At 61.5% G+C, this 26,072-nt stretch carries 22 protein-coding genes and 1 pseudogene; 19 read left to right on the forward strand and 4 right to left on the reverse strand.

Annotated elements, in window-relative coordinates; all coding sequences use genetic code 11:
- Positions 1-11: 11 nt before the first annotated feature.
- Positions 12-212 (reverse strand): YnbE family lipoprotein, encoded by a 201-nt coding sequence (locus CAY53_RS04760; protein ID WP_181040425.1) that lies wholly within the window; start codon positions 210-212, stop codon positions 12-14.
- Positions 213-245: 33 nt separating this feature from the next.
- Positions 246-2,621, reverse strand: coding sequence for an intermembrane phospholipid transport protein YdbH family protein (locus CAY53_RS04765; protein WP_181040426.1), 2,376 nt, complete (start codon positions 2,619-2,621; stop codon positions 246-248).
- Between the two features lie 260 nt (positions 2,622-2,881).
- Between CAY53_RS04765 and CAY53_RS04770 the strand changes: the two genes are divergently transcribed.
- Positions 2,882-4,813 carry a L,D-transpeptidase family protein gene (locus CAY53_RS04770; RefSeq protein ID WP_181040427.1) on the forward strand — a complete coding sequence of 644 codons (1,932 nt, stop codon included), beginning with the start codon at positions 2,882-2,884 and terminating at the stop codon, positions 4,811-4,813.
- Between the two features lie 28 nt (positions 4,814-4,841).
- Positions 4,842-6,128, forward strand: coding sequence for an O-acetylhomoserine aminocarboxypropyltransferase/cysteine synthase family protein (locus CAY53_RS04775; RefSeq protein WP_104936156.1), 1,287 nt, complete (start codon positions 4,842-4,844; stop codon positions 6,126-6,128).
- Here CAY53_RS04775 and CAY53_RS04780 read toward each other — a convergent pair.
- A complete protein-coding gene (locus tag CAY53_RS04780) occupies positions 6,082-6,873 on the reverse strand; it encodes a ComF family protein (protein WP_146106404.1) in 792 nt (263 codons plus the stop codon). The genes CAY53_RS04775 and CAY53_RS04780 overlap by 47 nt on opposite strands.
- Before the next feature lie 68 nt (positions 6,874-6,941).
- On the opposite strand from CAY53_RS04780, the gene CAY53_RS04785 reads away from it, so the two are divergent.
- The 11 genes and pseudogenes from CAY53_RS04785 (at position 6,942) to CAY53_RS04835 (ending at position 17,963) form a co-directional block, all read left to right on the forward strand.
- Positions 6,942-7,718: a lysophospholipid acyltransferase family protein gene (locus CAY53_RS04785; protein ID WP_104936158.1), complete on the forward strand. Its 777-nt coding sequence runs from the start codon at positions 6,942-6,944 to the stop codon at positions 7,716-7,718.
- 17 nt (positions 7,719-7,735) lie between these two features.
- Positions 7,736-9,550, forward strand: coding sequence for a potassium channel family protein (locus tag CAY53_RS04790; protein ID WP_104936159.1), 1,815 nt, complete (start codon positions 7,736-7,738; stop codon positions 9,548-9,550).
- A gap of 35 nt (positions 9,551-9,585) precedes the next feature.
- Positions 9,586-11,163 carry a DUF4139 domain-containing protein gene (locus CAY53_RS04795; protein WP_104936160.1) on the forward strand — a complete coding sequence of 526 codons (1,578 nt, stop codon included), beginning with the start codon at positions 9,586-9,588 and terminating at the stop codon, positions 11,161-11,163.
- Positions 11,164-11,672: 509 nt separating this feature from the next.
- The gene (gene xerA, locus CAY53_RS04800; RefSeq protein ID WP_104937442.1) at positions 11,673-12,590 is read left to right on the forward strand and encodes a site-specific tyrosine recombinase/integron integrase; all 918 of its coding nucleotides are present in this window, start codon (positions 11,673-11,675) and stop codon (positions 12,588-12,590) included.
- Positions 12,591-12,688: 98 nt separating this feature from the next.
- Positions 12,689-13,222, forward strand: a complete 534-nt coding sequence (hslV, locus tag CAY53_RS04805; RefSeq protein WP_104936161.1) for an ATP-dependent protease subunit HslV — start codon at positions 12,689-12,691, stop codon at positions 13,220-13,222.
- Entirely contained in the window at positions 13,219-14,607 is a 1,389-nt protein-coding gene (gene hslU / locus CAY53_RS04810) for an ATP-dependent protease ATPase subunit HslU (protein WP_104936162.1), read from the forward strand. The genes hslV and hslU overlap by 4 nt, the downstream gene beginning before the upstream one ends.
- A 79-nt stretch (positions 14,608-14,686) precedes the next feature.
- Positions 14,687-15,472: a Fic family protein gene (locus CAY53_RS04815; protein ID WP_104936163.1), complete on the forward strand. Its 786-nt coding sequence runs from the start codon at positions 14,687-14,689 to the stop codon at positions 15,470-15,472.
- Positions 15,473-15,708: 236 nt separating this feature from the next.
- Entirely contained in the window at positions 15,709-16,824 is a 1,116-nt protein-coding gene (locus tag CAY53_RS04820) for a DUF362 domain-containing protein (RefSeq protein ID WP_104936164.1), read from the forward strand.
- Between the two features lie 165 nt (positions 16,825-16,989).
- Positions 16,990-17,304: pseudogene (gene sugE / locus CAY53_RS13880) on the forward strand (quaternary ammonium compound efflux SMR transporter SugE); the annotation flags it as partial.
- 103 nt (positions 17,305-17,407) lie between these two features.
- On the forward strand, positions 17,408-17,599 hold the full coding sequence (locus CAY53_RS04830; protein WP_104936165.1) for a ferredoxin: 192 nt from the start codon (positions 17,408-17,410) through the stop codon (positions 17,597-17,599).
- An 85-nt stretch (positions 17,600-17,684) separates the two neighbouring features.
- Entirely contained in the window at positions 17,685-17,963 is a 279-nt protein-coding gene (locus tag CAY53_RS04835) for an Lrp/AsnC family transcriptional regulator (RefSeq protein WP_104936166.1), read from the forward strand.
- Positions 17,964-18,044: 81 nt separating this feature from the next.
- Here the strand turns inward: CAY53_RS04835 and CAY53_RS04840 are convergent, their stop codons facing one another.
- A complete protein-coding gene (locus CAY53_RS04840) occupies positions 18,045-18,299 on the reverse strand; it encodes a hypothetical protein (protein WP_104936167.1) in 255 nt (84 codons plus the stop codon).
- A gap of 292 nt (positions 18,300-18,591) precedes the next feature.
- On the opposite strand from CAY53_RS04840, the gene CAY53_RS04845 reads away from it, so the two are divergent.
- The 6 genes from CAY53_RS04845 to cas6e all read left to right on the forward strand — a co-directional run bounded on the left by CAY53_RS04845 (position 18,592) and on the right by cas6e (position 26,070).
- Positions 18,592-18,918 (forward strand): hypothetical protein, encoded by a 327-nt coding sequence (locus CAY53_RS04845; RefSeq protein WP_104936168.1) that lies wholly within the window; start codon positions 18,592-18,594, stop codon positions 18,916-18,918.
- A 194-nt stretch (positions 18,919-19,112) separates the two neighbouring features.
- The gene (locus CAY53_RS04850; RefSeq protein WP_104936169.1) at positions 19,113-20,765 is read left to right on the forward strand and encodes a CRISPR-associated endonuclease Cas3''; all 1,653 of its coding nucleotides are present in this window, start codon (positions 19,113-19,115) and stop codon (positions 20,763-20,765) included.
- Positions 20,766-20,790: 25 nt separating this feature from the next.
- Positions 20,791-23,319: a CRISPR-associated helicase/endonuclease Cas3 gene (locus CAY53_RS04855; protein WP_104936170.1), complete on the forward strand. Its 2,529-nt coding sequence runs from the start codon at positions 20,791-20,793 to the stop codon at positions 23,317-23,319.
- The gene (locus CAY53_RS04860) at positions 23,316-24,932 is read left to right on the forward strand and encodes a type I-E CRISPR-associated protein Cse1/CasA (RefSeq protein WP_104936171.1); all 1,617 of its coding nucleotides are present in this window, start codon (positions 23,316-23,318) and stop codon (positions 24,930-24,932) included. The genes CAY53_RS04855 and CAY53_RS04860 overlap by 4 nt, the downstream gene beginning before the upstream one ends.
- Positions 24,929-25,447: a type I-E CRISPR-associated protein Cse2/CasB gene (gene casB / locus CAY53_RS04865; RefSeq protein ID WP_104936172.1), complete on the forward strand. Its 519-nt coding sequence runs from the start codon at positions 24,929-24,931 to the stop codon at positions 25,445-25,447. The genes CAY53_RS04860 and casB overlap by 4 nt, the downstream gene beginning before the upstream one ends.
- Positions 25,444-26,070: a type I-E CRISPR-associated protein Cas6/Cse3/CasE gene (gene cas6e / locus CAY53_RS04870; RefSeq protein ID WP_104936173.1), complete on the forward strand. Its 627-nt coding sequence runs from the start codon at positions 25,444-25,446 to the stop codon at positions 26,068-26,070. The genes casB and cas6e overlap by 4 nt, the downstream gene beginning before the upstream one ends.
- Positions 26,071-26,072: the final 2 nt, after the last annotated feature.

The following is a 26,072-nucleotide window of genomic DNA, read 5'->3' on the forward strand; positions in this document are numbered from 1 at the left end:
CTTTCCTCCCCTTAAAACAAGCCCTTGTCCGAGCTGAGTACATCGTCCAGCGCCTTTTCGACCTTGACCTTGATCTCATGCTCGATTTTGACATTCAGATTGATGGTGATCGGCTTGTCCGACGCCTCCACCTGCACCCTGGGCGTGCAGCCCGCACAGCCCAGAGCGAGGAGATACAGTCCGGCCACAAGGGCCGGCAGGATTGTTCGCATGGCTTCCTCCCGCGCCAATGGCGCAATGCCCCGTCATTTTGTCTTGTTGGGGCGGTAATGTTGCCGCACCCAGTCGTTCAGGCTGGATGTCAGTCCCTGACTATAATTGAGACTTTTGAGCAGTGAAAGCACATTCTGTTTGGTCTGGATGTTCAGATGCACCGGCCGCGTGGCCGAAAGCGCCGGGCTTTTGCCCTCCAGATGCAGGTCGATGAGGAGCTGGCCATCCGGCCGGTAATCCACTGAGGCAGCCAGCTTGTCATAACGGTATTCTTCAAGCGCCTTGAGGGCGTATTCGCCATAGGTGGATCTTTTCAGGGCTTCTCCGCTGGTCTGATAGCGGATAAGCCCCCCCTCAGCCACGCTCCTGACCGTGCCGCCGTACACCCCAGGGCCCTTGGGGCCCATCGCGAAGGGCAGGCTGCCGTCAATGCGGCCGGAAAGGGAGAGCCCGTCCACCGGATGCAGCGCCAGAATGGCGGCCAGATCCAGATTTTCCAGGCTGAAAGTGCAGGAGCTGATCCTGCCGGTCTCAAAACGGTAGGGACAGGCTTTGACCGAAACAGCACCGGAAAAAACGCTGACCCTGCCGCTTTCCAGTTGCAAAACGGGCCAGCCGCTCTTCTGCTCTGGCGGCATGACTCTGAGCGCCAGTTCCAGATCCCGAAGCGGCAGTGGGCCCTCTATGCTTTTGACAGCCACCGCGCCGCTTTTCAGGGAGCGGAAGCTGGGCGCGAACTGCAGATGGTGGCTGCTGGTGATGCCTTCATACGTGAAGCCCCCGTGGTGGACGGCGCCATCGCGCAGGGAGGTGGCGAGCGTGCAGGCGAGCGGGGCCTGCCCCCATTTGAGCTGCAGTTCGGCCTTGAACAGCCCGCGTTCAACGGCTTCCGCGGGCAGGGGCATAGCCGGCTGGGCAAAAATCTGCAACAGCGAAGCCTTTGGCCCGAATTGCAGGTGTTCCGGGGTGCGCACCACAAGCTGCTGCTCCGGATTGCCGGCTGCGGCCTTCCAGGTCAACTGCAAAGCGCCTCCGGCTTCCGGCAGACTGACATCGAGGGCCAGCGCCCTGGCCGTGCTCGTGTTTTCAAAAGAACATCTGAGCTTACGCAAGTGCAGCGGGACAAAGCCCACCGGCCCGGTGACGAGGCCCTGCACAAAGACCGGCTCCCTGGGCTGCCAGTCCAGCTTCTGGCCTCTGTCCCCCAGGGCGATTTTGAGCGGCAACAGGCCGGTGGCGCGCTCTATCTGCACGTCTTCAGACCTGAAATGCTGCACTGCAAAACGCGACCCGGGGCCGAAAACGATGCGGCCCCAGTCCTGGGCCGCATCCTGCGGCCGGGAAAATTTCGCCTGCATGCTCAGTTGTTCCCCGGTCAATTGGCCTATTTTCAGGCCGCTGTCCGCGCCCAGTGCCAGGCCCGCCAGGTGCAGCGGGGTCGCAGGACGCCAGTCGAACATGACAGCCGCCTCCTGCCACGAAAGCGTGCCGGTGAGGGACAGCCGGCCAGCCGCCAGGCGCCCGAAGGGGCCGCGCAGATTGCTGACGTCGAGCCCGGAATCTTCCGAAAACACGAGCCCTTCCCCGCTCTGTTCCGTAAAGGCCTCGAGGGTGCAGAACAGCTCGGCGCGGCCAAGCTGCCAACCGGCCAGATCCAGATCCGCGGCGGTCAGCGCCAGCCGGACCCGCTGATCCTCGACCCGCAGCGTGACCTGGATGGCGCCCCTCTCAAGGGCCAGACTCTCCGGCAGGCAGTCGCGAAAGGCAGCGGTATCGAGCGTGCAATGGGCCTGCAGACTCCGGTCATCGCGGGCAATCGTGATGGTCAGCGGAGGCGCTGCCGCCTGCCCCTTTTGCCGCAAAACGAGCCGGCCTTTTTTTCCGTCCGCATCGGCGCTGTAATCCAGCCGCAGTCTGGTGGCGGGCTGCCGGCCCGAGGTGATTTCGACTTCGTCTATTATCAGGGACTGCAGGGGCAGGAAGCGGAACTGCTGGACCAGCCGGAACAGCGGAGCCATGGAAAAGCCGCTCCCTTGCCCCCTGGTCACTGGCTGCCACTGCGCCGGCGCCCGGATGGCGAGGCGCCGCAGCGCAATCCTGCCGAAGTGACCGGCCCGGAGTTCACCTGGCGAAAAATCACTGCGCAACTGCTCCAGTTCAATCTGCAGCGCCCCTGCAGGCAGGGGCAGCCGCGCACTGGCCGCCCGAAGCATCAGATGGGCAGGGCCAATGCCCCCGGTTTCGACAAGCACGTCCTCGAAGCCGGCCCGGTTCAGCGCCAGCTTCACCAGGGCGTTCACCAGCACATGCCGGCAGCAGACCAGGCCGATAACGAGCAGCAGGGCCAGCAGCAGGAGGGTCCTGAAGCGTGAGGGCCTTTTCCCGGCCGGGGCTTTGGGTACAGACATCAGGTTGATCATGGCGAGGCGGGGGAGGATGTTAAGTCACCTGTTCCTTATTCTGCACAACTAAGGTGCAGCCCAAAAAAACAGGGAGCGGCAGGGCCCATGCCTGCCTGGGGTGGAAAAAAATGCGACTCTGTCCTATAGTGAGGCGATTGGAAGGCTGCGCCTGTCAATGGCGCGTTTTTATACCGAATTGACTGTATATGTTCACGTTCCCGAAAAATTTGCAACGGCCTTGTGCAATCCTCCTGGCAGCGCTGGCATTGCTGCCGCAATTTGTCTGCGCGCAGGACGAGGCGGCGCCACCAGCCCCGCTTGCCGCGACCATCGGGATTCCGCCCCCCGAGTCGCCTGCAGAAGCGCCCCTGACCGAAGCGCCCACGCCGCTGCAGGCCCGTCTCGAACAGATGTACTTTGACGAAGAGCACCGTCTGGGCAGCGAAGTGGTCTATGCCGCGGGCCAGCTCATGGATCTGTACCGGGAAAACGCTTTCCAGCCCCTGTGGACCGATCCGGCCAAGATCGAGGAGCTGCACCGGGCCGTGCTGGCCGCTGCCGATGACGGGCTGAATCCGGCCGATTACCATCTGGCAGCCATCCAGAGCGCACTGGGGCCGGACGAGGCGGCTGCTGCAAACGCGCCGCCGCAAGCCGTGGCTTTTGTGCCCGCTCCGGTGCAAATCGGCAGCACAGCCAAGGCGGCCCTGAGCGCGGAACAGTTGGATCGGGACATTCTCTTCAGCGATGCCCTGCTGCTTTTGGGGGAGCACCTGTTGCACGGCAAGGTGGACGGCCAGGACGTGGAGGAAAAAAAAGGTCTGGCTGCCGGGCTGCCGGATGTGGATATCAACTTTTACCTGCAGGCCCTGCGCTCGGGCAAAATCGTTGCGGCCATGCAGAGCTGCACGCCAAAAAATGCCCACTACCAGGCGCTGAGGACCGCTTTGGTGCTGTACAATCACCGGGCCAAACCAGGCGCGTTGAGCCATGTGCCGGAAGGCCCGGCCCTCAGGCCCGGCATGCGCGACAGTCGGGTGCTGGCGCTGAAAAAGCGCCTGAGCGAAAGCGGTGATCTGGATCTGGCGGATTCCGGGGAGGATCTCTACGATGAGGCGCTCACGGCAGCGGTCAGGCAGTTCCAGAGCAAAAACAAACTCAGGGCCGACGGCGTGGCCGGCAGGGGCACCATTGCGGCCCTCAACAATCCGTCGGCGCCGTCAAAAAAACACATCCAGCAGATTCGCGCCAACCTGGAACGCACCCGCTGGCTCATGCACGACCAGCCCGACTCCGCAGTGCTGGTGGATATTGTTGGCTACCAGTTGCACTACTACGAAAAGGGCAAGCCGGTCTGGAGCACCAGGGTCATGGTGGGCAAGCCGTACACGCAGACGCCCTCCTTCCGCTCGGCCATCAACTATCTGGTGCTGAACCCGACCTGGACCGTGCCGCCCGGCATGATGAAAAGGGAATATCTCCCAAAGATCCTGAACGATCCCGGATACCTGTCCAGCACGGGCCTCAAGGTCTACGACACAAAGGGCAATCAGGTGAACCCTGCCACGATCAACTGGAGCAGGTATCTGAAGCGGCCCTGTCCCTACGTGTTGCGGCAGGCCGCAGGCAAAAGGAATTCTCTGGGCCGCCTCAAATTTCTGTTTCCAAACCCCTACCACGTCTATCTGCACGACACGCCCAGCAAAAATCTCTTTGACCGGCAGGGGCGGGCGCTCAGCCACGGCTGCATCCGGGTGGCTTCCCCGGTGGAGCTGGCCCGCCGGATTCTCGAGGGCGACTCCGAAAACACGGTGACGGTCAAACAGTTTGACAAGCTCCTCGCATCCGGTAAAACTGGGGGCATTCGTCTGAAAAATCCGCTGCCGGTGTTTCTGCTGTACGCCACGGCCAAAAGCGACGGCAAAGGAAACATTGTTTTCACGCCCGATATTTACGGCCGGGACGCCGCGGTGATCGCAGCCCTGGATCAGCCGCCCAGACCCCTGGCCCAGAGGCCGCCGGCCCCGGAACAGCCTGTCGAGGCGGTCGAATCTGCCCTGACGGCGGACAAGCCGGAGAACGGGCAGAGCCAGCCTGAACACGGTGTGGTCAGGCCCGCATCCCCGGCCGGGCCGGTGGACAGCCCGGCCGGAGCCGCGCAGGCAGCCCGCCGGAACATGCCTGCAGAGCGAACCTAACCGCCAATATTTTACACAGGAAGCAGCAATGGCAGAAAAAACATGGAAAGCGGAAACCATTGCCGTTCAGGGCGCGTATGAGCCTGGCAACGGCGACCCGCGCGTCGTACCGCTGGCCCTGAGCACCACCTTTGCCTACGACAGCGCCCAGGATGTGGCCGATCTTTTCGACCTCAAGACCTTCGGTCACTTCTACACCCGCCTGAGCAACCCCACGGTCGCGGCCTTTGAGGGCAAGATGTGCATGCTGGAAGGCGGCGCCGGGGCCCTGGCCTGCGCTTCCGGCCAGAGCGCCACGTCTTTGGCCATCATGAATATCTGCCAGGCCGGCCAGCACGTGGTCGCGGCCAGCACCCTCTACGGCGGCACCTACAATCTGCTGTCCCATACACTGCCGAAGTTTGGCATCAACTGCACCTTTGTGGATCAGAAGGCCCCGGCCCAGGAAATCGCCGCTGCCATTCAGGACAAGACCCGGCTCGTCTTTGGCGAGGCGCTTTCCAACCCGGGCACCGAGGTTCTGGACTTCGAGAAATTCGCGGGCGTGGCCCATGCAGCGGGCATTCCCCTGATTGTGGACAACACCTTCCCCACTCCCTATCTGTGCCGGCCCTTTGATTTTGGCGCGGACATCGTGGTGCATTCCTCCTCCAAGTATCTTGATGGTCATGCGGTCAGTCTGGGCGGCGTGATTGTGGACAGCGGCCGTTTCAACTGGGCGAACGGCAGGTTTCCGGAGCTGACCGAGCCGGACGAAAGCTACCACGGCATGAGCTATACCGGCGCGTTCGGCGAGCTGGCCTACATCGTCAAGGCCAGGGCCCAGTTGACCCGGGACCTGGGGGCCGTCATGTCGCCCATGAACGCCTGGCTTGCCAATCTGGGTCTTGAGACCCTGCACATCCGCATGGAGCGCCACACGGAAAATGCCACCCGGCTGGCGGAATGGCTCGCTCACGACAAACGGGTGCAGTGGGTGAAATATCCAGGCCTGAAAAACGACCCCAACCATGCCCTGGCCAGAAAATACCTGAAAGGCATGAGCGGGGTGCTCACCTTTGGCGTCAGGGGTGGCGCCCAGGCCGGCGAGCGCTTCATGAACAGCCTTAGGCTGGCCAAACTGGTGGTGCATGTGGCCGACACCCGCACCTGCGTGCTGCATCCGGCCAGCATGACCCACCGCCAGCTCTCGCCGGAGCAGCAGCAGGCGGCAGGCGTGACGCCGGAACTGATCCGCGTCTCCGTGGGCATCGAAAACATTGACGACATCATTGCCGACTTTGATCAGGCGCTGGCTGTGGCGTGCCAGGGATAGGCGGCCTCTGCAGGGGCTGCACGCTGCGGGCCGGGGTAAAAACCTCGACCCGCCCTGCGCCTGCCAGCAACAGGGCCTGGGAGCAGGCTGCCACCGTGGTGCCGGTGGTGAAGACATCGTCCACCAGAAGGATCTTTTTGCCGGCCACTTCGCTGTCCGCCGCAAAGGCATGTTGCAGATTGCGGCGTCGGGCCCCGCCGTCCAGGGCCGTCTGGGGTGTGGTATAACGCGTGCGGACCAGCAGGTCGGAACGGATTTTGTCCTGCCACATGGGGAAGCAGTGGCGTGCCAGCAGCAGCGACTGGTTGAAGCCCCTTTCCCGCAGCCTGCGCACATGCAGCGGCACCGGCACAATGAGATCGGGCCCGGCAAGATCGGCCATGAGGGCGGAGTTCCGGCACAGGGCTCCGAGGCTCGGCAGCCAGGAAAAATTGTGGTGGAACTTGAGGCCCAGAAGGGCATCACGCAGCACGCCCTCGTAGCAGAAGGGCGAGCGGGCCAGGGCAAAGTCCGGCCCTTTCGCCAGACAGGCGCCGCACAGGTGGCTGGTACCCGCCTGAAAGGGTGTGCCGCAACAACTGCAAATGGGCGCATGAATCGCCGGCAGACGCGCCAGGCAGTCTGCGCAGCAAAGCGGCGGCAGGCCAGCCGGCAGAGCCGTGCCACAGGCCAGGCAGCAGGGCGGGAAGAGCAGATCCGCCAGGGCCCGCAGCAGATGCCGCAGCTCAGCCCCCATCCTGTTCATGCTCTACCAGTCCAGATTTCACTGCCCTTGTACCGGGCCTTTTCTCTCGCAATCAACCAGAATACCCCATGTCTCCCTTACAAACCGCGCGCGGCGTCTTCACGCTGTGCCTTGCCCCGATTCTCACCTTCATCGTTTCCCTGCTGGCCCTCATCGACATGCTGTGGGTACGGCGTTCCGAATGGCAGGCCCAGCAGTTTCCCCGCTGGTGGGGCCGGACCATCTGCCGGCTTGCCGGCGTACAGGTCCGGGTGGAGGGGCTCGAATATATCGACCCCAAACAAACCTACATCTTTGCCGGCAACCATGCGAGCCAGTTCGACATCTTCACGTTTCAGGGCTATTTCCCCTACGACTTCCGCTGGCTGGCCAAGAAGGAACTCTTCCGCCTGCCGGTCTTTGGCTGGGCCATGCACCGGGTCGGCTACATCCCGGTTGACCGCTCGAACAGCCGGGATGCCATGAAGAGTCTGGATGCCGCAGCAGCCCGCATAGCAAAGGGCAAAAGCGTGCTCATCTTTCCGGAAGGCACCCGGAGCCCGGACGGTCACCTGAAGGCTTTCAAGGCCGGCGCCGTGCTGTTGGCCATCAAGGCCGGCGTGGCGATCGTACCCATGGGCTTCAACGGCTCCTTCCAGGTGCTGCCCAAGGGCAGGTGGCTGCCCGCTGCCGGAGAAATCGTGCTCAGAATCGGGCCGCCCATTGTCACGACAGGCTGCAGACCGAAAGACAAACAAAAGCTCGCAGGCGAGCTGCACGAGGCCGTGGCCGCGCTGCTGGACGAAGCCCACAAGCCCTTGCCGGACGATGCCGGGCCGGAGCCGGCCCAGCCGCAGCAGGCCTAAGCACCCGACCGCGTTCCATGTTCAAGACCATTGCCACCCTGCTCTCGATGCTCCTGCAGAAGGAGGGCAATGCGCGCAACCGGTGGTTCCTCATCAGGTTCTGCGCCATGCTGCTGGTGCTGATCGCCATCTGCAGCCTGCTCTTCCATGCCATCATGCTCTATGAAAACCGGCACTACTCGTGGTTCACCGGTGTTTACTGGACCTTCACCACCATGTCCACGCTGGGTTATGGGGACATCACCTTTACAAGCGACGTGGGCAAGGTCTTCTCCACCTTTGTGCTCCTGACCGGCATGGTGCTGCTGCTCAGCATGCTGCCTTTTATCTTCATCCAGTTCTTCTATGTGCCCTGGCTGGAGCGGCAGAACAGGGCCCGGGTACCCCGCACCGTGCCCAATACCCTGAGCGGGCATGTCATTTTCACCCACTTTGACCATGTGGCCGAAATCCTGCTCGACAGACTCAAACAGTACGGCACCGAGCACATTATCGTTACCCCGGAGCTGAGCCAGGCCCTGGAACTGCACGACCGCGGCTACCGCGTCCTCTTTGGCGGACTGGACGATCCGGAGACCTACCGGAAGCTCCGCATCGATCAGGCCGCCATGGTGGTGGTGCTCAACGACGACATGGTGGCGACCAACATCATCTTCACCATCCGTGAGGTCTGCGCCGGCGTGCCCACCGTGGCAAACGCCGATTTGACCGACTCGGTGGACATCCTGAAGGTGGCCGGCAGCACCCACGTGTTCCAGTTCACCCGGTTGCTGGGCAAGTCGCTGGCCCGGCGGGTCCTGGGCGTCAGCATGACCTCGAACATCATCGGCGAATTCGGCCGGCTGCGCATTGCCGAAGTGCCGGCCATGGGCACCTGGCTGCAGGACAAGAGCATTGCGGAAACCCGGCTCCGGCAGGTGGCGGGCGTCAACATCGTGGGCCTCTGGCAGGAGGGCCAGTTTCAACTGCCCAGGCCCGACACCGTGATCGGCGAGTCCACGGTGCTGATTCTGGCCGGCACCCTGGAGCAGCTCCAGTGCTTCGACCAGAGCATCCTGCTGACCAGCGGCGAAAGCGCCCGGCAACATGCGGTACTGATCCTGGGCGGCGGCCGGGTCGGCGAGGCGATCTGCGAAAACCTGCGCGCCCGCGGCATCGACTACCGGGTGGTGGAAAAGCAGCCGCTGTCCAGAGCCGACAAGCGCATCATCCACGGCAGCGCGGCGGATCTGGAAATCCTGCTGCAGGCCGGGCTCAAGACCACGCCATCCATCATCATCACCACCCATGACGACGACCTGAACATCTACCTCACCATCTACTGCCGCCGCCTCCGTCCTGATGTGCAGATCATCAGCCGCGCGAGTTTTGACCGCAACATCAACACCCTGCACCGTGCCGGGGCCAATCTGGTGATGTCGTTCAGCTCGCTGGTCACGGCGACCGTCACCAACCTGCTCAAGCCCGAGCAGATGCTCATGCTTTCCGAGGGGCTGAACGTGTTCCGGGCGGCTCTCAATCCCAAACTGGACGGACAGTGCCTCAGCGAACTCCGGCTCCGGCAGGATATCGGCTGCAGTGTGGTGGCCATCAAACGGGGCGAAAAAATCGACGTCAATCCCGATCCGACCCAGCCCCTGTCCCTGGGCGACGAGCTGGTGCTGATCGGCTCGGCAGAGTCTGAGAAACGCTACCATGAACTCTATCCCGAACAGCCGGCAAACGAGCAGGAAGAGGACAGCCTGCCGAAGGGCGCGGACGACGAGCACGGCAATCCGGAATTCGGCGAAGAACACGAAGTCGCGGGCCATGGACACGAACTCAAACGATAAGGCCCGTTGCAAAAACCACCAACAATGGAGACGAGATGCCCATCCTACCCTTTGCCCTTCTGATCTGCATGGTCTGCTGTCTGTCCCTGCCCTGTATGGCTGCGGATGAATCGTTCCCGGATGCATCGACACCGGCCAGCCCGGCCAGCGTACAGCTTTCGCCTTCGGGCGGGCTGCTCAGGGTCGAACAGGATCTGCCTCTCATCCGGCAGGGTGGGACTGCGGTAATCAGCTTTGTGCTGCCGGCCGGATCCGAGAATCTCCGGCTGCAGGTGCCAGGCCAGACCATTGCCGGCTGGAGCAGCGTGCCCCAGGTCATCGAACGTACCGGCGCCCTCTCGCGGCGGGAGGCCCGGTTGAAGGCAGAAAAGGCGGATATCGAGCAGCAGCGGGTGCGCATCGGGGCGCAGATGGCCCTCTGGCAGGAACGGCCCGAAACCGCGAAGTTCAGCTACGAGGATATGGCGGCCATTGAAAAAAAGCTCGCCGAGGGACTGCCTGTCCTGCAGAGGGAACTGGCCCGGCTGGACCAGCGGCATGCGCAGGTGGCGGCCGAGCTGGAGGGGCTGGAAACGAATGCGGCTCTGGGCAGCAGGGTCAGGGTCGTCCTGGACGGGCCGGTACAGGCCGAAACAGTACGGGCAGAGTACAGTTACACCCTTGCTGACTGTGGCTGGGAACCGGTCTACAGCTTCGCCGCCAGGACCGAAAAGGGTGATGCCAACGGCATTGACGTGGGGCTCATGGCCAGGGTCTGGCAGCGGAGCGGCATAGACTGGCAGAATGCCCAAATTACGCTTGTGACCCGCGGCGCCGGCCCCCGGGAGCCCTCCAGGCTGCCACGCTGGGAGCTGGCGGCCCGGCAGCCGATTGAGAGCACGTCCCGGGCCCGGAGCGGGATGGGGGCTATGGCGGTGCCGGTGGATGCGGCTGCTGTGCCCGCTTCTCGGCAGGCCGCAGCGGCCCCGGCCCACGCGGCGGTCAGGCTTGTGGCCGACGGCGTGTATGCCCGCTGGGAACTGGCAGCGCGAGGCCTCAGCGAGGGCAGTTCCAGGCTGCTCATCACCGAGGCGAAATGGCCGGCGCCACTGTTCTGGCTGGCCAGACCGGGACAGGCCGGGCGGACGAACAATCAGGTCTGGCTTGTGGCCAAATACGAGTTGCCTGCCGGTCAGGTGTGGCCGGCAGGTCAGGCCGAGTTCAGCGTGGATGGCCAGAGCGTGGGCACGGGAGACTTCACTCCGCAAAAGGGCGAAGCCGAACTCTTCTTCGGGCCCGACCCGCGCGTGACCCTCAGCGTGACCGACGATGACAAGAAGCGCGGCCAAAGCGGCTTTTTCGACAAACGCCGTCACTGGAGCTGGGCCTGGACCTACACCTTCACGAATCGCCACGACAAAGCGGTGACCGTAAGGGTCGAGCGGCCTGACCCATTGATCGTGGACGAGAAGATCACGGTCAGCCACGAAGACGAACCCGCAGCCCGGGTGGACGCCAAAGAACACCGTCTCTTCTGGGAACTGGCGGTTCCGGCAGGCGGCACAGCCAGCCTGCGCCACGGTCTCACCGTGTCCGCCCCGGATGACTATGCCTTGAACCCGGCAGTGCCCTGAGTCCGAACAGTTCCTGTGCGGCGGGCGGCGGGCCGGTGGCGCAATTCGTGGCCGCCGTGCCCGCCCAGACTCGTTTCCGGGTCTCCGGCCGGGCCATGGGACCGACTTTTCCGGAGTTGGCGGGCATCATCTTCATCCTGGAGGGGCCTTGTTCAAAAACCCGGACCGTATCTGTACTCGGACAGGATCATCCCCGCCCACGAACCCCGGCCATCCGGGGCCGCCGGCCCGGAGCCATGCCCAGTCCGGGCTTTCGCGCTTCTTTTTTGTTTACCCGCTCTTTTTGACATGAGGCAAGCCGTCATGCCTGTCTGTAGCCCCCGATTACCCTCCTCTTTTTTCCTGTCCCTTCTGGTCATGCCCTGCCTCTGTCCGGCTGCGGCTGAGACCAGATGGCCAGGCATCCGCGCCGGCGTGCCCTGCCTGCGTACAGGCCCCGGGGAAACTGCCAGGCTGAACGGGCCCGCCATGCCGCCCGAAAGCGTCAACGTGCGGCCGGTGCACAGGTCATGAGCCCGGAGGATCCGCTGGCGGTCCACACGGCGGCCTTTGCCGCCTGGCTGGCCACCGAAAAAAACTATTCGCCCCATACCGTTTCGGCCTATTCCAGCGATCTGGCGGCATTTTTCACCTTCTGCCGCCAGAGCGGCGGCGACGCCGGCACCGCGCCCTGCGTGCGCGCCTTCGCCGCCTCGCTCTATGGCCGCAACTCGGCCCGGTCAATGGCACGCAAGCTTTCGGCACTGCGCAGCTTTTTCCGCTATCTGCAAAAAAACGGCCTGTTCACGGGCGATCCGCTGACCGGCCTGTCCGGCCCCAGGCTGGAGCGGCGTCTGCCCGGCTTTCTCACTGTAGACGAGGTGTTCGCCCTGCTGGAAGCGCCCGGGCCGGAGGACAGCTCTTTCCGGCGTGACCGGGCCATCATGGAAATGCTGTATGCAACCGGCATGCGGGTTTCCGAGCTCACCGGGAGCAATCTGCCGGACTACGATCTGGCCGCAGAAATGGTGCTGGTGCGCGGCAAGGGCAACAAGGAACGTCTGGCGCCCTTTGGCAGCGCAGCCAAAGAGGCGCTGCTGCACTATCTGCCGGAACGGGCGCAGATCCTGGCGGGAACAGCCGGCACTGCCGCAGAGGCGCTCTTCGTGGGCAGCCGCGGCACCCGGCTCAGCAGCCGCAGTGTGGAACGCCTGCTGGTCCGCTACGGCCGGAAGGCCGGCATTGCCGCGACCGTAACGCCCCACGCGCTCCGCCACTCCTTTGCCACCCATCTGCTGGAAATGGGCGCCGACCTGCGCACCGTGCAGGAACTGCTGGGCCACGCCAGCCTGTCCACCACCCAGCAGTACACCCACGTGGATCTGGCCCACCTGACCAGGGTCTACGACGCGGCCCATCCCCAGGCGCAAAAGAACAGGGGCCGCTAGGGCGTTCCATCGCTGTCTTTCCGCTCCCTTGCTTGACGGCACGGGGCGCGGTGCTTAACCTTGGCCGAGCCCTTTCATCCATTCAACCACAAAATATCATGCAACAGGTCCGCTCCACCACCATTCTGGCAGTCCGGCACAGGGGCCAGGTGGCCGTGGCCGGTGACGGCCAGGTCACCCTGGGCAACACCATTGTCAAACATCAGGCCAAAAAGGTGCGCCGTCTGTACAAGGACCGCGTGATTACCGGCTTTGCCGGCGCAACCGCCGATGCCTTCACCCTCTACGACCGGCTGGAACAGAAACTGGAGCAGTTCAACGGCAGCCTGCTCCGCGCCGCCACCGAACTGGCCCGCGACTGGCGTACCGACAAGATGCTCCGGCGCCTGGAGGCCATGCTCATTGCCGTGGATGCGAAGTATTCGCTTTTACTCTCCGGCAACGGCGATGTCATCGAGGCGGACGACGGCATTCTCGCCATCGGCTCCGGCGGCCCCTATGCCCTGGCCGCGGCCCGGGCGCTCATCGCCCATTCGGATCTGGATGCAGAGGGCATTGCCAGAGAGTCGCTGGCCATTGCCGGCAATATCTGCATCTACACCAACAGTGCCATTGTGGTTGAAGTGATATGACGGAAAAAAAGCATCTGGACGCCCTGACCCCGAGGGAAACCGTAGCGGAACTGGACAAATACATTGTCGGCCAGCAGGATGCCAAGCGCTCGGTGGCCATCGCGCTCAGAAACCGCTGGCGGCGGCAACAGGTGGAGCCGGACCTGCGCGACGAAATCGCGCCCAAGAACATCATCATGATTGGCCCCACCGGCGTGGGCAAGACCGAGATTGCCAGACGCCTGGCCCAGCTCGCGCAGAGTCCCTTTCTCAAGGTGGAGGCCTCCAAGTTCACGGAAGTGGGCTATGTGGGGCGGGACGTGGAGTCCATGGTCCGGGATCTGACCCATCTGGCTGTCAACATGGTGGAGCGGGAAGCCGAGGCGGCAGTGCAGGAGAAGGCGGCGGAACGGGCCGAAGAGCGGCTGCTGGACCTGCTGCTGCCGCCCCCCCAGGCCGCGGGCAGGGCAGGCCGGGACAAAAACGTCATCGAACTGGGTTATGGCGGGGATGGCCAGCCCGAAACGCCCAGCACCCGTGAACGTTTCCGCGAGATGCTCAGGAAGGGCGATCTGAATGAACGCAGCATCGAACTGGAAATGACGGCCGGCAGCCCCCCCACGGTAGAGGTCTTCACCGTGCCCGGCATGGAGAGCATGCAGAATTCCATGCAGGAGGCCTTTGCCAAGATGTTCCCAGGCAAGAAGGAACGGCGGCAGGTCAAGGTGCCGGAGGCGCTGGAGTATCTGAAACGGGAGGAGGCGGAAAATCTGGTGGATCAGGCCGACGTGGCGGCCAGGGCCATCCGTCGCACCGAGCAGAGCGGCATCATCTTTCTGGACGAAATCGACAAGATCGCCTCCCGTGGCGGCAGCAGCTCTTCTGCCGAGGTTTCCCGGGAGGGCGTGCAGCGCGACCTCCTGCCCATCGTGGAAGGCACCACGGTCAGCACCAAGTACGGCCCGGTCAAAACAGACCACATCCTGTTCATCGCGGGCGGCGCCTTTCATCTGTGCAAGCCCTCCGACCTCGCGCCGGAGCTGCAGGGCCGCTTTCCCCTCCGGGTCAATCTGCAGGCCCTGGGCGAGGAGGAATTCTACCGCATCCTGACCGAGCCGCAAAATGCGCTGATCCGCCAATATACGGCCCTGCTGGCCACAGAGGGCATAGAGCTGGAATTTAGCGACGAGGCCATTCACGAAATGGCCCGCCTTGCCATGCAGGTGAACCAGAAGACCGAAGACATCGGCGCCCGGAGGCTGCATACCGTGATCGAACGCGTGTTGGACGAAATCTCCTTTGACGCGCCGGAGCGCGAAGGCCGCTTTGTGGTGGAGGCAGACTATGTGCGCCAACGGCTGGAGGGCATCTCCGGCAACGAAGACCTGAGCCGCTATATTCTGTAATGGCCCGGGCCGGGAAAGCGGGCCTGACAGGCGCGGCGGAACCCGCGCGGACAGCGGCGGACATCGGCAGGCGCTTTTCATGTGGGAAAGCGGCCTTCTGGACACCTTGACGGCCGGAAGCTTCGCAGCACTTGCCGCCATCCACAAAAAGCTTTTCGCGGAGATCGACGACCTTGCCGGCCAGCTTCGCACGATCAACCTGGGCCGGGGCAATGGCCACTTCATCCCGGCGCTCGAGCTGCGCGCGGCGCTTGTGCACATAGAGCGCATGCCGCAGGCAGGCCTTGACGACATCCTTGCCAAATATCTGGCCATGAATCTGGCCCATCCCTTTCCCAGGGGCAACGGCCGCAGCATGCGCATCTGGCTCGACCTGATGCTGAAGCGGGAATTGGGCCGGGTCAGGAATCTGCCGGGAGAGCGGGGATACAAAGGAGCGCAGCACGCGAAAGCTAAGGACAGTCCCACAGCTCAAATCCAGGGGCAACAGGGCCCTGCAGACGGCATGCGCAGATCTGCTCCCTGCGCTCGTCTTTTGCCACCTCCAGGAGCACAGCTCCGGCAGACATCTGCGCCAGTCGCTGAGAGAAGTGGCTTTGCCAGGGAACATATGCCCCTTCCCCAAAAAAGGGGGCATTGCCAACAGTTCCTTTCCGGGGCGATGAACGAGCGCGCTTCCGAACCATGCCTGCTGGCTGTCGAAGCCCTGCAATGGCAGGCACCAGGCATGCTCCCAGACAGGCGCCCGGAATTGGCAGGCCTGTCGCCATCGCTACCCCGCTCATCGAGGCTGTTCTCTCCATGGCCGGGCCGATTGCCGCCAAGGCGGCAAACAGGCCAAAGCCCATCTCGGGACTGCCATTAACTCCTTGCCGGCTTGGCCCCCCTTCTATATTTTGAATCGTCACAAAGTACCAAGCATGACCTGTACTCCTCTTTCCTGGTCCCCTGACCCAAAACGCCCGGCTGGAGCCGGCGGATGCGGCTGAACGGGCCTGTCTGAAGCAGGCAAAGCCAGTTGCGGCCGGGAAAAGGATCGAGGCCGGCCCCCTGTCCCCACCAGGGCTGCCGCTTGTTGCCCCCATAACCAAGGAGACGCTCATGACTGAATCCGCGACCGTGTATTACTGCGCCCCCGGCGCCCGCAGCCACGACAACACCCGGCTCGCCAAGGTGGCCCGGCTCTGTGACGCCCTGAATTTGAAAAAGATCATCAAAAAGGGGGAACTCACGGCCATCAAGCTGCACTTTGGCGAAGACGGCAACGACAGCCACCTGCGTCCCTCCTGGGTGCGGGTTGTGGTGGAAAAAATCCTGGCTGCCGGCGGCAAGCCCTTTCTGACCGACACGGCCACCCTCTATTCCGGCAGCCGCCAAAACGCCTATGACCACATGCAGACCGCCTACCGCCACGGCTTCGTGCCCTCGGTCGTGCATGCACCGGTCATTCTGGCGGACGGACTGTATGGCGAAAACGACGTACCGGTCGCCATCAGGGGCAGGCACTTCAGAGAAGCGCACATCGCCACCGAAATCAAACGCGCGCCTGCCATGGTGGTGCTCTCCCACTTCAAGGGCCACGAGATGGCCGGCTTCGGCGGAGCCATCAAGAATCTGGCCATGGGCGGCGCCTCGGCACGCGGCAAGCGCGAGCAGCACGACACGCACGTACAGATCGATCACGACATTTGCATAGGCTGCGGCAGCTGCGTGAAAGTCTGCCCGCAAAAGGCCCTCAGCCTGCAGGAAAAAAAGAGCTGCGTGGACAAGAGCAGGTGCATCGGCTGCTTCGAATGCATTACGGTCTGCCCGCCCAAGGCCATTGACATTGACTGGAATGCGGAAATAGTGCCCTTTACCGAGCGCCTGACCGAATACGCCTGGGCCGTGGTCAAGAGCCACCCGAAACGCATCTGCTTCATCAACTTTCTGATGAACATCACGCCGGATTGCGACTGTGCGGGCTGGAGCGATCTGCCCATGGTGCCGGATCTGGGGATCCTGGCCTCGACCGACCCGGTGGCTCTGGATCAGGCCTGCTTGGATCTGGTGAACCAAGCGCCCTGGATCAATGATGCGGAGAAGGGCAGGCATGTGGATCTGAGCAAGCAGGACAAGTTCACGGTCCGCTGGCCGCATACCCGGGGTGAGGTCCAGCTCGTCCACGGTGAGGCACTGGGCATGGGCACACGAACGTACGAACTGAAAAGGATCTGATTCGTAGGGACCGGCAGCAGGCCGCCCGGACGGCTCTGTTCTGCATGAATTTTTTTGCACAGTGCAGAAAGGCCTGCGTCGGCCGAAAGGCTCCGAGAGGGGCTCGGGATCATGGCGCGGCCCTTTTGCCGGAACGCGGGGACGATCCGCAAACTGGACAACAGCATGGATTGGCTCATTCTCGTGGCTGCGGGCTGCATGGAAACGATCTGGGCCGTGCTTTTGAAGTATACGCACGGCTTCACCCGGTTCTGGCCCACCGCGGCAACCCTGGCTGCAATGGCGGTCAGCTTCTGGCTGCTGGCGCTGGCGCTCAAAACCCTGCCCATGGGCACGGCCTACGTCGTGTGGACGGGTATCGGCGCGGTGGGTGTGGTGGTGGTCGGCATTCTGTGCTTCGGCGAGGCCGTCACCTGGCCCCGGCTCGCCAGCATGGCCCTGATTCTGGTCGGCATTGCGGGCCTGAAGTTCTTTTCCGCCTGGGCGGAGCGAAATGGTAGCGGATCCACAGCATTTTGGGTATGGTGCGGGCCACTACAACACCCACCCGCCAAAAGCGGCAATTTTTCCAAGGAGAACCAAGATGGCAAAGCAAGTGGAAATCAATCAGGGCGATTGTCTGGGCTGCGAAACCTGCGTGGAGCTGTGCCCGGATGTATTCGGTTTCAATGAAGATCTGGGCAAGGCCGAGGTACTGAAGGCCGAAGGCGGCGACGAAAAGGCCGTTGAGGAAGCCGTCGCCTCCTGCCCGGCCGGATGCATCATCTTTGAATGATCGCTTACAATGACCGATGACAGGGCAGGCATCTTCCCGATGCCTGCCTTTTTTATAAGGGCCAGGTAGCAACAGGAAGAGCACCATGATTACAGCCTTCATTCTCATGAACGTCAGGCGGGACGCCATTAATGAAACCGCGCAGAAACTTCAGGGAATCAATGGGATCAGCGAAGTGTACTCGGTCAGCGGCCGATACGATCTGATAGCGATTGCGCGCGTGCCGAGCAGCGATGATCTGGCTGCTCTGGTGACGAGCCGGATGCCCATACTCGACGCCATCCTTGCCACAGAGACCATGCTGGCCTTCAAAAGTTATTCCCGCCACGATCTCGAAGCCATGTTCAGTGTCGGCATGGAATAGGCCGGCGGCAGGGCGCAAAAAAAAGCGCCCCGCCCGAAGAGCGAAGCGCTTTTTGGGTACAGCGCGGAGCGCTGGCTGTTTTTACCGGAAGATGGAGGTGCGCTCCAGTTGATCGCGACGGATCTCATACTCTTTTTGGGAGATCCTGCCGGAGCGGTAATCATCTTCCAGGCGCTTCTTTTCCTTGTGGACGTTGTACTCGTATCCGCCCACGCCGGCGGCTGCACCGCCCAAAGCCCCCAGACCGGCACTACCGGCATGACTGTCGCAACCACTCATGGCTGCGGTCGTGGCCAGCAAAAAAAGGCCAATCACGGCATATGTCATTGTTTTCATACGCGTCTCCTTTCAAGCCAGAAGATTCCGGCACGCCCTGCGAGCAGTCGTGCCCTCAACAAAATGCAGGCATATCATAAAAAGCCTGCTTGTCCCTGTCAACTGCCGATGACAGTCTTGCCCTGCCAGGGGGCCCCGATCTGTTCCGGCTGAACGGCAAAGCGCCGGAGCCATCCGGCAAGGGAACTGCCACAGAGAAGAGCAGACAGACGGCAATAGCTTTTGACAGCGGGCGGGAATCTTTCTATTAAACAGCATCTCAATTCCAACAACCGGCAAACAGGAGCAAGCGATGGACGTGGCGGCAGACGAGAAGGGGCGCGAGGAAAAAGGGGAACAGGCCATGGTGGCGGGCATTCTGGAAGGCAGCCCGGAGGCCGTGGGTGTGGCGGTGATCCGGCTGGACTGCGGATGCCGGAAGATGGCTGCCGTGGACATCCACGGCGAGCCGGCCAGCAAGATTCTCATGTACCGGGATCAGGCCGACAGCATTTGTCCGCAGTGTCAAAAGGACAACGGCGACTTCAGCCGCGTCACCAGGCAATTCATCGTCTGGCAGCAGCCGAGTCCGGATTTCGCCACCCAGCAAATGATTATCCGCAAGGTGCTGGGCGAATAGCCTGTGCCAACAGACCCTGAATCCACAAGCGGGTCTGCGTGTCCCGCCCTTTTGGGGCGGGTTTGCCTGCCCCTGCCCCTGCCCGCTGCCCACGCTGTACCAGCCAGCAGCACCGCACAGAGCCGAATGGCCGGACAGCAGCGGGTGCGCGGCATTTCCCGCTCGATAGCGGTTGCCTGAAGACGAGGCAAAGGATGCATTTTGTATACTGGGGCAAACGAAGCCGGGGAGAACAGGGCCACTGGCACCATCTGTGTCATCATGGCCTGGATGCAGCGGCCGTGACCCAGGCACTGCTGCGGAAAAATCCGCTCTGGCAGGCACGGATACAGGCACTTTCGCCGTATGCTCCCGGGCCAACGAAAGCGCTGCTGCTTTTTCTGGCCGCCTGCCACGATCTGGGGAAATTTGCCGATGCCTTCCAGTTCTGCCTGCCGCCCGAGACGATCTGGACACCAGCCCTGCAACGCAGCCGTCCCGTATGTTTGCCGCCAACGCAGCATCATACCGGGCTTGGCCTGACCATTTGGGCAGAGCTCTGCCCGCAGGATTTTCTGCCCCTGCCCGATGCCTACACCCTGGAGCCGCTTCTGACCGCAGCCTTGGCACACCATGGCTGGCCGCGCCCGCCGCTCGCGGCCAGTCAGGGCGCCAGGCTGGAGCCGCGGGTCAAGGCGGATGTACAGGCCTATCTGCAAGAGGTGGCAGCACTTTTTGCCCTGACACCTTTCCCGGAAGTGGACGACCATGCCCTGAACCGGCTTTCCTTGGTGGCTGCCGGGCTGTTTATTCTGGCTGACTGGGTGGCCTCCAATGCCCGCTGGTTTGGACCGGATCACCACTGGCTTGACGCCAGGACCTATTTCCCGAAGGCGCAGCAGAGAGCCGCGCAGGCACTGGATGATCTGCCCTTTCTGAAAGAAGCCGCACCCGGCAGTGCCAAGGATTTTCACACAATTCTCCCCCATCTGGCCGGATGTATGCCCAGCGCCATGCAGCAGGCCATTCTGGATCTGCCGCAACCCGAGGGGCCGGAACTGCTGATTGTCGAGGACCTGAGCGGTGGCGGCAAAACCGAGGCCGCACTTTTGGCTGCCCGGCGTTTTCTGCAGGGCGGCCAGGGCCGGGGCCTGTATGTGGGCCTGCCCACCATGGCCACGGCAGACGCCATGTACAGGCGCCTGGCGGGCAGCTATCGGACGCTTTTTGCCGGTCCGGCCTCCCTGATACTGGCCCACGGTGCAAGCGCGCTCAACGAGGATTTCCAGGACAGCATCATGCCCGATGCGGGCGACGATGGTCACCTGGAGGCCGGAGGCGCACTCTGCGCGCAATGGCTGGCCGACAACCGCAAGAAGGCGCTCTTGAGTCCCTGCGGCGTGGGCACCATTGATCAGGCCCTGCTGGCGGTGCTCAAGACCCGGCATCAGGCCCTGCGACTCTTCGGCCTGGGCCGCTCGGTGTTCATCGGCGACGAGGTGCACGCCTTTGACGAATACACCGGCACGCTTCTGAAAAATCTCTTGACCTTGCACGCTGCCATGGGCGGCAGCGCCGTGCTGCTGTCGGCCACTCTGCCGCACAAACTGCGTCAGTCCTTTGTGGATGCCTGGCGGACAGGCCGGGTGCAATATGGCGAAAAAGCTCGGGCCGCGCCTTTGATTTCCACGGATTTTCCGCTGCTGACCCGGATAACGGACACAGACAAGTGGGAATTGAGGGTAGGGGAGCCAAACAGTAAGGGCCAAGGCCTGCGCCGCAAGGAGGATGTGCAGGTGCGTCTGGTGCACGAGGAAGACGCTATGTACGCGGCCCTGCAAGCGGCAGTGACAGCAGAATCTTTGTAGATATTACGTGAAAGGGACAAGATGTATGCACCAGAAAACATTTTTGCACGATTGGGCAAAAACGCGCGATGGCAAGCCCGGCATTTCCGTGCGCCAACATCTTTTGGCAGTTACCTGCGTGGCGGAAGAACTCTTACGCCACTTTCCCCGTTTCTGCACCATTCACGGCATACCTGGGTCGATTGTACATTTTTTGGCGGCGGTTCACGATGTGGGAAAAATTTCCCTGGATTTTCTACAAAAAAGCCCCGCCTGGCTGCGTGAGCAGGGGCTTGAGGAACAGGCACACGACAAAAACTGGCCGGGCATTTACCATCGCTGGCATCCTTTGATTTCGCAGGAAAGCCTACAGTTGTTTCTGCAAAACTTGCAACTGCCCGTGGAAAGTGCCTTTATGTGGGGTGCTGTTGTGGGCATCCACCACGGGCGCTTGGTGAAAGCATACACCTCCCGGCCTTTCCGGTCTGATTTGCATAGCAAACCTCTGGAAGACGAACGCCAACAGTGCCTGCGTGAAATGTGGGAGCGCTGCGGCAGCCCTGCCTTGCCCGCGGTCAAAAAAGAAGACACTCGTCTGTGGAGCATTGCCGGACTGATCACCTTGGCCGACTGGATTGGTTCAGACGAGCAATTTTTCCCGGCAGACATTGAACTGTCGGAAGACGAACTGCGCCGCCGGGCCGAAGCAGCGGTGCTGTCCACGGGGCTGGGGCTGCCGCCAATGTGCACGGGGCTATCCTTTGCGGAGATATTTTCGGGTAATAAGCCCTATCCCTTACAGCAAATGGTAGCAGAGACTATTACTGGGCCAGGCATCTATATCATAGAGGCGCCCATGGGAATGGGTAAGACTGAAGCCGTCCTATTTGCCGCCAGCCATCTCTTGCGGCAGGGGCAGGCAAGTGGTTTGTTCTTTGCGCTGCCCACCCAGGCCACCAGTAACCGTATGTTTCTGCGGCTTGCACAGTTTGCCCGTATCATTTGTCCAAAAGCAGCCCCGACCCAGCTCATCCATGGCAATTCCTGGCTGCTTGACGACCTGAAGGAGCTTGCCGTGCCGGCTTCGCCCGATGCTGGTGACAAGGGCTCGCCGCTATCCACTGATTCGCTCTGGTTCAACACCACGCGTCGAGCACTCTTTGCTCCTTTTGGTGTGGGCACCATTGATCAGGCCTTGCTGTCTGTACTAGCGGTCAAGCATTTTCCTCTGCGCCGTTTTGCCCTGACTGGGAAAATCGTCATTCTGGACGAAGTGCATACCTATGATGTGTACACAGGCCGTCTCATTCAACACCTGTGCAATGAATTAGAAAAACTGGGCTGCACGGTCATTGTCCTGTCGGCCACGCTGACCGATACAATGCGTTGCAACTTACTGGGACTGTCCGGCGAAAACGAAGATGCTGGCGTACCGAACACTCGCATTACCGGGCGCGTTCAAGACAAAAAGATTAAACCTGTCTGTCCGCCTTCCAGGCCGGATGTACAGGTGTGCATCGTCCATGCCAGCGAAGCCGAAGCCAGGCAGCAAGCTCTGGATCTGGCCAAACAGGGAGCACAGGTGCTTTGGGTGTGCGATACTGTGGCCCACGCCCAAAACGCCTTCCGATCCTTGCGCGAACAGGCAGACACACCCCTGCCGCTGGGACTGCTCCATTCCCGCTTTCCCTTTTTTATGCGAACACGTCTGGAGGAAATATGGCTGACCCGCTTTGGCCCGCAGGGAACACGACAGGGTGGTGCTATTCTGGTGTCCACCCAAGTAGTAGAGCAGAGCGTGGATCTGGATGCCGATGTGCTTTTCTCCGAACTGGCGCCCACCGATATGCTGTTGCAGCGGTTGGGACGTTTGTGGCGTCATGAGCGCGCCGGCAGGCCCTTGCCAGCGCCCTTGCTCTGTCTGCTGCGCGAGTCGGCCAACCTGGAGGAGCTGTGCAGCATGACTGCCAACGACATCAAAAAAACTTTAGGCGACAAGGCTTTTGTCTATAAACCCTATGTGCTGCTGCGCTCGCTGGAGCAGTGGGAGCCGCTGGGATCTTTGGCTCTGCCGTCTGACATTCGGCCGCTGATGGCCGCCACCTACGCAGACAAGGAATGCCCGCCCGGGTGGGAAGACCTAGCCGACGAAGTCCGGGGCACAGCCGCTGCCGCCAAACAGCTGGCAGACATGGGCGCCAACATCTGGCAAGTGGCGCTGGAAGATGATGCGGGCCTGTGTACTCGCCTTTCAGATAACGAAGACTATACTTTTGTACTGTGCCGCGCCGACACAGGCAAAAGCATTTGTCTCTTGGAGGAATCCATTCTCGTTGTGCTGGACAAAAAAGGAATTTCCCTGCAAGCTGCCAAGCACTTGCACCGCAACACCATAAAAATATCGTCCCGACATTTTGCAGTGCCTCCCAATGATACTCGCCTTGACTCTTGCTTCATTGACGGCTGCATTCTGGTGCATGAAGATGGCCGGGCGGAAGTGGCAGGGCTCAAGCCTGGCCGAGGTCTGGCTTGGGACGAGCAGCTTGGTATTATTCTCAACAAAGAGGGCGTATGAATCTTGCATTTTCCCCTTGGATTCCCTGTATTCGGGATGATGGCAGCTCCTGCCTGGCATCGCTTGCCGATTGTCTGTGCGGTGCGAGCCTTGTGGACGTGGCTGTGCGTCCCCACGAACGCGTGGCCCTGATGCGGCTGTTCCTATGCGTAGCCTATGCGGCCTGCGGCATCCCGGAAAATTACGACGCCTGGTTGACCCTACGGCAGCGTCTGCCCGAAGCCGTGACCCACTACCTGAAACAGTGGCACGACAGTTTTGAGCTGTTCCACCCCAAAAAGCCGTTTTTGCAGGTAGCCGGTTTGTGCAGCGCCTCAAAACCGAAAAACGGTAAAAAGAAAACGGCTGACGATGCCGACGTGGATGGCGCTGGGGAAGGCGGGCAGGTTGCTGCCGCCAAACTGGATTTTGCCTTGGCCGCTGGTAACAATTCCACCTTGTTTGACCATAGCGGCAGCGACCAGGCGCGCACATTTCCTCATGAACGACTCGCGCTGGGCCTCCTAACTTACCAGAACTTCAGCCCAGGTGGCCAGATTGGTTCTGTCATCTGGGGGGACGTCATCACATCCCGTAGCTCCAATGACGCGCCCTGTGCGCCATTGTCCATGCTCCACACCTTTCTGCGCGGACACAATCTGCCGGAAAGCATATGCCTCAACATGGCCAGCGTGGATGAGCTGGATGCGTATACGAGCCTGGGCACAGGCTGGCAAGGCCGACCGCTGTGGGAAATGTTTCCGCACGGGCCGAAAGACAAAGATGCGGTACATAATGCTACAAGGACTTTTCTGGGCCGTCTGGTACCGCTGGCCCGGACCATTTTGCTTGCCAGGGATGGCAGAACCATGCTGCTGGGCAACGGCCTGACCTTCCCATCGTTTACCAGCTCCCAAAACCCATTTCCCGCGGAATTCAGTGCCACGGTTATCACCCACAAGAAAAGGAACAAGGAGGAGCAGACGCTTTTGGGCATTCAGTCTGGCCGGGCGATATGGCGGCAATTGCATGCCCTGACGGTCAAGCGCCATAACGGCGTCGGTGGCTGCATCGCACTGGCACACTGCGACGACAGTGATGCCTCGCTGGGCGCGGATATCGTGGTGGACGGTTTCGCTCGTGATAAGGCCAAGATCGTGGATACTGTGGAATCGGTTTTTCATGTACCAGGCATCATGCTTCGGGATATGGGGCACGCCACCTATGAGGAGGAAGTAAAGAGAGCTGAAGAAATGGAGCGCGAGCTGGGCAATGCTGTGGAAACATGGCGTGCTGTCATTGACGGTGGCTGGGCCTTGCGCCTGAAAATTGCCGGCAAAGATAAGAATAAAGTATGCATTCGACTGCGCGCCCTGGCCTGCCGCAATTACTGGACTGCAGTGGAACACGGCCTTCCGCTCTTGTTTCAGATAGTCGCCTTTTTGGACACGCCGGATTTTCGCCCGAAGCAGCTCGCCTGGAGCAAACTTTTGGGGCGAAGTGCCATGCAGGCCTATGCCTCGGCCTGCAGTCAGGACAACGAACGCCAGCTGCGGGGCTTTGTTGCGGGCAAAAAATTCTTGTGGAGCCGAGCGCGCAAGATACTGGAACAACCAGACAAGGAGGGAGCATGAGCGATTTGATGGACTTTTTGCAGCGCAACGCAGCCAACAAAGGGGTGATGGCGACCTTGCGTTATGCCCTGGCAGACAAGACGGAAATACGGGCCTGGCCCCTGCTGGCAGGTTTGAAAGGTATTGGCCCAAGCCAGCAGGCGAGGGCAGTGCGCACCGTGGCTGCGCTGTTTGCCTATCATCCGCAACCCTGCGACGAGGGCAATATGGGTACGGTCTGTCGCCGTCTCTGCGGCGCAGACGAGCACACCTGGGAAAGCACGGACGGACAGGGCAGAACCGTAGCGCCAGGCCCTATGAGTCGGCGTTTCATGTACCTGCTCAGCGCGGATAGAGAGGAAATTTGCGCCCGAACAGCTCGGGTGGTTTTGTACGCAAAAAGCAAGGAAATCCCTGTCAACTATGCGACTCTGGAAAAAGATCTGGCCTCCTGGCCCAGAGCGCGTGCGGCTTGGGCTTCCACCTTTTGGGGCACTGAACAGACTAAGGAAAAAGTCGGGGAGGAAACGGCATGACATGGCTTGCCCGCATGATTTTGCACAAGGAAGATCTAGCTCGTCGCCATATTTCTGACACCTATGCCTGGCACCGGGTAGTGTGGGATTGTTTTCCAGGCAGACCGGATGCAAACCGGGATTTTCTGCTGCGCCTGGATTGGGTGAATGACTGCTGCCGCGTGTATGTGCTCTCCATGACGGAACCCATCAGGCCGAGCTGGTGCCTGCCTGAGGCCTGGGGCCTGAAAGGTGTTGCGCCTTCATTTTTACAGCACAGCATTTATGGCTTTGACCTCCTGGCCAATCCCACCCGCATGGTACATGTCTTTGACGCAAACGGGCAGCGCCGCAAAAATGGTAGGCGACTGGCCCTGCTGCACGAAGATGAACAGCGGCGTTGGTTGACGGCTAAGGCTGAGCAACACGGCTTCCGACTGGAAGAAAACGCGCCTTTAGGGATCGACGAAATCGGTACACTGCCGTTCAGGCGCAAGCAGTCCACCGGCACCCATATTGGTGTGCGCTTTCGTGGTATGTTGCGCGTCATCGACCGGAAGCTTTTTACTGAGGCTTTTCATTGTGGCATCGGCACGGCCAAGGCCTTTGGCTTTGGCATGTTGCTGCTTCAACCGATTTCCTGATT

Source organism: Desulfobulbus oralis (assembly GCF_002952055.1).
GTDB lineage: Bacteria > Desulfobacterota > Desulfobulbia > Desulfobulbales > Desulfobulbaceae > Desulfobulbus > Desulfobulbus oralis.

Excerpts from the sequence above, each read along its gene's own strand:
- CAY53_RS04760 (WP_181040425.1), bottom strand. The coding sequence starts at position 212 with ATGCGAACAATCCTGCCGGCCCTTGTGGCCGGACTGTATCTCCTCGCT.
- CAY53_RS04765 (WP_181040426.1), bottom strand. The coding sequence starts at position 2,621 with ATGTCTGTACCCAAAGCCCCGGCCGGGAAAAGGCCCTCACGCTTCAGG.
- CAY53_RS04775 (WP_104936156.1), top strand. The coding sequence starts at position 4,842 with ATGGCAGAAAAAACATGGAAAGCGGAAACCATTGCCGTTCAGGGCGCG.
- CAY53_RS04780 (WP_146106404.1), bottom strand. The coding sequence starts at position 6,873 with ATGAACAGGATGGGGGCTGAGCTGCGGCATCTGCTGCGGGCCCTGGCG.
- CAY53_RS04785 (WP_104936158.1), top strand. The coding sequence starts at position 6,942 with ATGTCTCCCTTACAAACCGCGCGCGGCGTCTTCACGCTGTGCCTTGCC.
- CAY53_RS04790 (WP_104936159.1), top strand. The coding sequence starts at position 7,736 with ATGTTCAAGACCATTGCCACCCTGCTCTCGATGCTCCTGCAGAAGGAG.
- CAY53_RS04795 (WP_104936160.1), top strand. The coding sequence starts at position 9,586 with ATGCCCATCCTACCCTTTGCCCTTCTGATCTGCATGGTCTGCTGTCTG.
- xerA (WP_104937442.1), top strand. The coding sequence starts at position 11,673 with ATGAGCCCGGAGGATCCGCTGGCGGTCCACACGGCGGCCTTTGCCGCC.
- hslV (WP_104936161.1), top strand. The coding sequence starts at position 12,689 with ATGCAACAGGTCCGCTCCACCACCATTCTGGCAGTCCGGCACAGGGGC.
- hslU (WP_104936162.1), top strand. The coding sequence starts at position 13,219 with ATGACGGAAAAAAAGCATCTGGACGCCCTGACCCCGAGGGAAACCGTA.
- CAY53_RS04815 (WP_104936163.1), top strand. The coding sequence starts at position 14,687 with ATGTGGGAAAGCGGCCTTCTGGACACCTTGACGGCCGGAAGCTTCGCA.
- CAY53_RS04820 (WP_104936164.1), top strand. The coding sequence starts at position 15,709 with ATGACTGAATCCGCGACCGTGTATTACTGCGCCCCCGGCGCCCGCAGC.
- CAY53_RS04830 (WP_104936165.1), top strand. The coding sequence starts at position 17,408 with ATGGCAAAGCAAGTGGAAATCAATCAGGGCGATTGTCTGGGCTGCGAA.
- CAY53_RS04835 (WP_104936166.1), top strand. The coding sequence starts at position 17,685 with ATGATTACAGCCTTCATTCTCATGAACGTCAGGCGGGACGCCATTAAT.
- CAY53_RS04840 (WP_104936167.1), bottom strand. The coding sequence starts at position 18,299 with ATGAAAACAATGACATATGCCGTGATTGGCCTTTTTTTGCTGGCCACG.
- CAY53_RS04845 (WP_104936168.1), top strand. The coding sequence starts at position 18,592 with ATGGACGTGGCGGCAGACGAGAAGGGGCGCGAGGAAAAAGGGGAACAG.
- CAY53_RS04850 (WP_104936169.1), top strand. The coding sequence starts at position 19,113 with ATGCATTTTGTATACTGGGGCAAACGAAGCCGGGGAGAACAGGGCCAC.
- CAY53_RS04855 (WP_104936170.1), top strand. The coding sequence starts at position 20,791 with ATGCACCAGAAAACATTTTTGCACGATTGGGCAAAAACGCGCGATGGC.
- CAY53_RS04860 (WP_104936171.1), top strand. The coding sequence starts at position 23,316 with ATGAATCTTGCATTTTCCCCTTGGATTCCCTGTATTCGGGATGATGGC.
- casB (WP_104936172.1), top strand. The coding sequence starts at position 24,929 with ATGAGCGATTTGATGGACTTTTTGCAGCGCAACGCAGCCAACAAAGGG.
- cas6e (WP_104936173.1), top strand. The coding sequence starts at position 25,444 with ATGACATGGCTTGCCCGCATGATTTTGCACAAGGAAGATCTAGCTCGT.